2 tRNA genes and 3 rRNA genes are annotated in these 5,314 nt (G+C 51.4%); all 5 read right to left on the minus strand.

The annotated features are described in order from the left end of the window. Positions 1–49: ribosomal RNA gene (gene rrf / locus F7R06_RS31660) — 5S ribosomal RNA — on the minus strand; the annotation flags it as partial. A 157-nt stretch (positions 50–206) separates the two neighbouring features. Further along, positions 207–3,098: ribosomal RNA gene (locus F7R06_RS30530) — 23S ribosomal RNA — on the minus strand. Between the two features lie 245 nt (positions 3,099–3,343). Further along, positions 3,344–3,419, minus strand: a tRNA-Ala gene (locus F7R06_RS30535). Between the two features lie 29 nt (positions 3,420–3,448). Continuing rightward, a tRNA-Ile gene (locus F7R06_RS30540) sits at positions 3,449–3,525 on the minus strand. A gap of 80 nt (positions 3,526–3,605) precedes the next feature. Next, a 16S ribosomal RNA gene (locus F7R06_RS30545) occupies positions 3,606–5,142 on the minus strand. Between the last annotated feature and the right edge of the window lie 172 nt (positions 5,143–5,314).

Consider the following 5,314-nt stretch of genomic DNA (forward strand, 5'->3'; position numbering starts at 1 on the left):
CTGAGTTCGGGATGGGATCAGGTGGTTCCAATGCTCTATGGTCGTCAAGAAATTCGGGTACCGAACCGTCTTTCGACGCTTCAGCAAATTGGGTATGCGATAGTTTGTGTGTTTGTGCGAACTTTCGGTTCATTGCGTCTTCACACACCGCAATTTGGTGCTCTTTCGCTTTTCAGCTCGAAGCATGCAAATTGCTTGGGTGTTATATGGTCAAGCCTCACGGGCAATTAGTATTGGTTAGCTCAACGCCTCACAGCGCTTACACACCCAACCTATCAACGTCGTAGTCTTCGACGGCCCTTCAGGGAACTCAAGGTTCCAGTGAGATCTCATCTTGAGGCTAGTTTCCCGCTTAGATGCTTTCAGCGGTTATCTATTCCGAACATAGCTACCCGGCAATGCCACTGGCGTGACAACCGGAACACCAGAGGTTCGTCCACTCCGGTCCTCTCGTACTAGGAGCAGCCCCTCTCAAATCTCAAACGTCCACGGCAGATAGGGACCGAACTGTCTCACGACGTTCTAAACCCAGCTCGCGTACCACTTTAAATGGCGAACAGCCATACCCTTGGGACCGGCTTCAGCCCCAGGATGTGATGAGCCGACATCGAGGTGCCAAACACCGCCGTCGATATGAACTCTTGGGCGGTATCAGCCTGTTATCCCCGGAGTACCTTTTATCCGTTGAGCGATGGCCCTTCCATACAGAACCACCGGATCACTAAGACCTACTTTCGTACCTGCTCGACGTGTCTGTCTCGCAGTCAAGCGCGCTTTTGCCTTTATACTCTACGACCGATTTCCGACCGGTCTGAGCGCACCTTCGTACTCCTCCGTTACTCTTTAGGAGGAGACCGCCCCAGTCAAACTACCCACCATACACTGTCCTCGATCCGGATAACGGACCTGAGTTAGAACCTCAAAGTTGCCAGGGTGGTATTTCAAGGATGGCTCCACGCGAACTGGCGTCCACGCTTCAAAGCCTCCCACCTATCCTACACAAGCAAATTCAAAGTCCAGTGCAAAGCTATAGTAAAGGTTCACGGGGTCTTTCCGTCTAGCCGCGGATACACTGCATCTTCACAGCGATTTCAATTTCACTGAGTCTCGGGTGGAGACAGCGCCGCCATCGTTACGCCATTCGTGCAGGTCGGAACTTACCCGACAAGGAATTTCGCTACCTTAGGACCGTTATAGTTACGGCCGCCGTTTACCGGGGCTTCGATCAAGAGCTTCGCGTTAGCTAACCCCATCAATTAACCTTCCGGCACCGGGCAGGCGTCACACCCTATACGTCCACTTTCGTGTTTGCAGAGTGCTGTGTTTTTAATAAACAGTCGCAGCGGCCTGGTATCTTCGACCGGCGTGGGCTTACGCAGCAAGTGCTTCACCCTCACCGGCGCACCTTCTCCCGAAGTTACGGTGCCATTTTGCCTAGTTCCTTCACCCGAGTTCTCTCAAGCGCCTTGGTATTCTCTACCCAACCACCTGTGTCGGTTTGGGGTACGGTTCCTGGTTACCTGAAGCTTAGAAGCTTTTCTTGGAAGCATGGCATCAACCACTTCGTGTTCTAAAAGAACACTCGTCATCAGCTCTCGGCCTTGGAATCCCGGATTTACCTAAGATTCCAGCCTACCACCTTAAACTTGGACAACCAACGCCAAGCTGGCCTAGCCTTCTCCGTCCCTCCATCGCAATAACCAGAAGTACAGGAATATTAACCTGTTTTCCATCGACTACGCTTTTCAGCCTCGCCTTAGGGACCGACTAACCCTGCGTCGATTAACGTTGCGCAGGAAACCTTGGTCTTTCGGCGTGGGTGTTTTTCACACCCATTGTCGTTACTCATGTCAGCATTCGCACTTCTGATACCTCCAGCAAGCTTCTCAACTCACCTTCACAGGCTTACAGAACGCTCCTCTACCGCATCACCTAAGTGATACCCGTAGCTTCGGTGTATGGTTTGAGCCCCGTTACATCTTCCGCGCAGGCCGACTCGACTAGTGAGCTATTACGCTTTCTTTAAAGGGTGGCTGCTTCTAAGCCAACCTCCTAGCTGTCTAAGCCTTCCCACATCGTTTCCCACTTAACCATAACTTTGGGACCTTAGCTGACGGTCTGGGTTGTTTCCCTTTTCACGACGGACGTTAGCACCCGCCGTGTGTCTCCCATGCTCGGCACTTGTAGGTATTCGGAGTTTGCATCGGTTTGGTAAGTCGGGATGACCCCCTAGCCGAAACAGTGCTCTACCCCCTACAGTGATACATGAGGCGCTACCTAAATAGCTTTCGAGGAGAACCAGCTATCTCCGAGCTTGATTAGCCTTTCACTCCGATCCACAGGTCATCCGCTAACTTTTCAACGGTAGTCGGTTCGGTCCTCCAGTCAGTGTTACCTAACCTTCAACCTGCCCATGGATAGATCGCCCGGTTTCGGGTCTATTCCCAGCGACTAGACGCCCTATTAAGACTCGCTTTCGCTACGCCTCCCCTATTCGGTTAAGCTCGCCACTGAAAATAAGTCGCTGACCCATTATACAAAAGGTACGCAGTCACAGAACAAAGTCTGCTCCCACTGCTTGTACGCATACGGTTTCAGGATCTATTTCACTCCCCTCTCCGGGGTTCTTTTCGCCTTTCCCTCACGGTACTAGTTCACTATCGGTCAGTCAGTAGTATTTAGCCTTGGAGGATGGTCCCCCCATATTCAGACAAAGTTTCTCGTGCTCCGTCCTACTCGATTTCATGACTAAGAGATTTTCGCGTACAGGGCTATCACCCACTATGGCCGCACTTTCCAGAGCGTTCCGCTAATCTCAAAGCCACTTAAGGGCTAGTCCCCGTTCGCTCGCCACTACTAAGGGAATCTCGGTTGATTTCTTTTCCTCAGGGTACTTAGATGTTTCAGTTCCCCTGGTTCGCCTCTTAAGCCTATGTATTCAGCTTAAGATAACCATCTTATGATGGCTGGGTTCCCCCATTCAGAGATCTCCGGATCAAAGTCTGTTTGCCGACTCCCCGAAGCTTTTCGCAGGCTACCACGTCTTTCATCGCCTCTGACTGCCAAGGCATCCACCGTATGCGCTTCTTCACTTGACCATATAACCCCAAGCAATCTGGTTATACTGTGAAGACGACATTCGCCGAAAATTCGCATTGCTCAACGAGCAACTCACAAATTTTACCTTAGCCTGATCCGTTACCAGTGAAAGCAACGTTCAGTCTATCTTTCTATCACATACCCAAATTTTTAAAGAACGATCTAGTCAAAGACTAGAAATCAACATTCACCATCGTCTCGATGGAATGCTCATTTCTAAGCTTTCAAACTTCAGAAGCAGTAGTGGTGGAGCCAAGCGGGATCGAACCGCTGACCTCCTGCGTGCAAGGCAGGCGCTCTCCCAGCTGAGCTATGGCCCCGTATTCTACAGGCGTTTCCCATACAAAATTGGTGGGTCTGGGCAGATTCGAACTGCCGACCTCACCCTTATCAGGGGTGCGCTCTAACCAACTGAGCTACAGACCCAATTTCGAGCTGCTTCTATCGTCTTCTTCAATGAATCAAGCAATTCGTGTGGGAACTTATGGAGCAGCTGAGTCGTCGATTAAGGAGGTGATCCAGCCGCAGGTTCCCCTACGGCTACCTTGTTACGACTTCACCCCAGTCATGAATCACACCGTGGTAACCGTCCTCCCGAAGGTTAGACTAGCTACTTCTGGTGCAACCCACTCCCATGGTGTGACGGGCGGTGTGTACAAGGCCCGGGAACGTATTCACCGCGACATTCTGATTCGCGATTACTAGCGATTCCGACTTCACGCAGTCGAGTTGCAGACTGCGATCCGGACTACGATCGGTTTTATGGGATTAGCTCCACCTCGCGGCTTGGCAACCCTCTGTACCGACCATTGTAGCACGTGTGTAGCCCAGGCCGTAAGGGCCATGATGACTTGACGTCATCCCCACCTTCCTCCGGTTTGTCACCGGCAGTCTCCTTAGAGTGCCCACCATAACGTGCTGGTAACTAAGGACAAGGGTTGCGCTCGTTACGGGACTTAACCCAACATCTCACGACACGAGCTGACGACAGCCATGCAGCACCTGTCTCAATGTTCCCGAAGGCACCAATCCATCTCTGGAAAGTTCATTGGATGTCAAGGCCTGGTAAGGTTCTTCGCGTTGCTTCGAATTAAACCACATGCTCCACCGCTTGTGCGGGCCCCCGTCAATTCATTTGAGTTTTAACCTTGCGGCCGTACTCCCCAGGCGGTCAACTTAATGCGTTAGCTGCGCCACTAAGAGCTCAAGGCTCCCAACGGCTAGTTGACATCGTTTACGGCGTGGACTACCAGGGTATCTAATCCTGTTTGCTCCCCACGCTTTCGCACCTCAGTGTCAGTATCAGTCCAGGTGGTCGCCTTCGCCACTGGTGTTCCTTCCTATATCTACGCATTTCACCGCTACACAGGAAATTCCACCACCCTCTACCATACTCTAGCTTGTCAGTTTTGAATGCAGTTCCCAGGTTGAGCCCGGGGCTTTCACATCCAACTTAACAAACCACCTACGCGCGCTTTACGCCCAGTAATTCCGATTAACGCTTGCACCCTCTGTATTACCGCGGCTGCTGGCACAGAGTTAGCCGGTGCTTATTCTGTCGGTAACGTCAAAATTGCAGAGTATTAATCTACAACCCTTCCTCCCAACTTAAAGTGCTTTACAATCCGAAGACCTTCTTCACACACGCGGCATGGCTGGATCAGGCTTTCGCCCATTGTCCAATATTCCCCACTGCTGCCTCCCGTAGGAGTCTGGACCGTGTCTCAGTTCCAGTGTGACTGATCATCCTCTCAGACCAGTTACGGATCGTCGCCTTGGTGAGCCATTACCTCACCAACTAGCTAATCCGACCTAGGCTCATCTGATAGCGCAAGGCCCGAAGGTCCCCTGCTTTCTCCCGTAGGACGTATGCGGTATTAGCGTTCCTTTCGAAACGTTGTCCCCCACTACCAGGCAGATTCCTAGGCATTACTCACCCGTCCGCCGCTGAATCAGAGAGCAAGCTCTCTTCATCCGCTCGACTTGCATGTGTTAGGCCTGCCGCCAGCGTTCAATCTGAGCCATGATCAAACTCTTCAGTTCAAACATCTTTGGGTTTTGAGAAAACCCTAAACTTGGCTCAGCAATCGTTGGTTACATCTTTGATTTCTCGCGGAGTAACTTGTGATGCTGATAATCTGTTGACTAGCAGTCTGACTCCACAAGCACCCACACGAATTGCTTGATTCAGTTGTTAAAGAGCGGTTGGTTAAGA

Origin of the sequence: Pseudomonas moorei, assembly GCF_008801475.1 — a bacterium.
GTDB classification, from domain to species: domain Bacteria; phylum Pseudomonadota; class Gammaproteobacteria; order Pseudomonadales; family Pseudomonadaceae; genus Aquipseudomonas; species Aquipseudomonas moorei.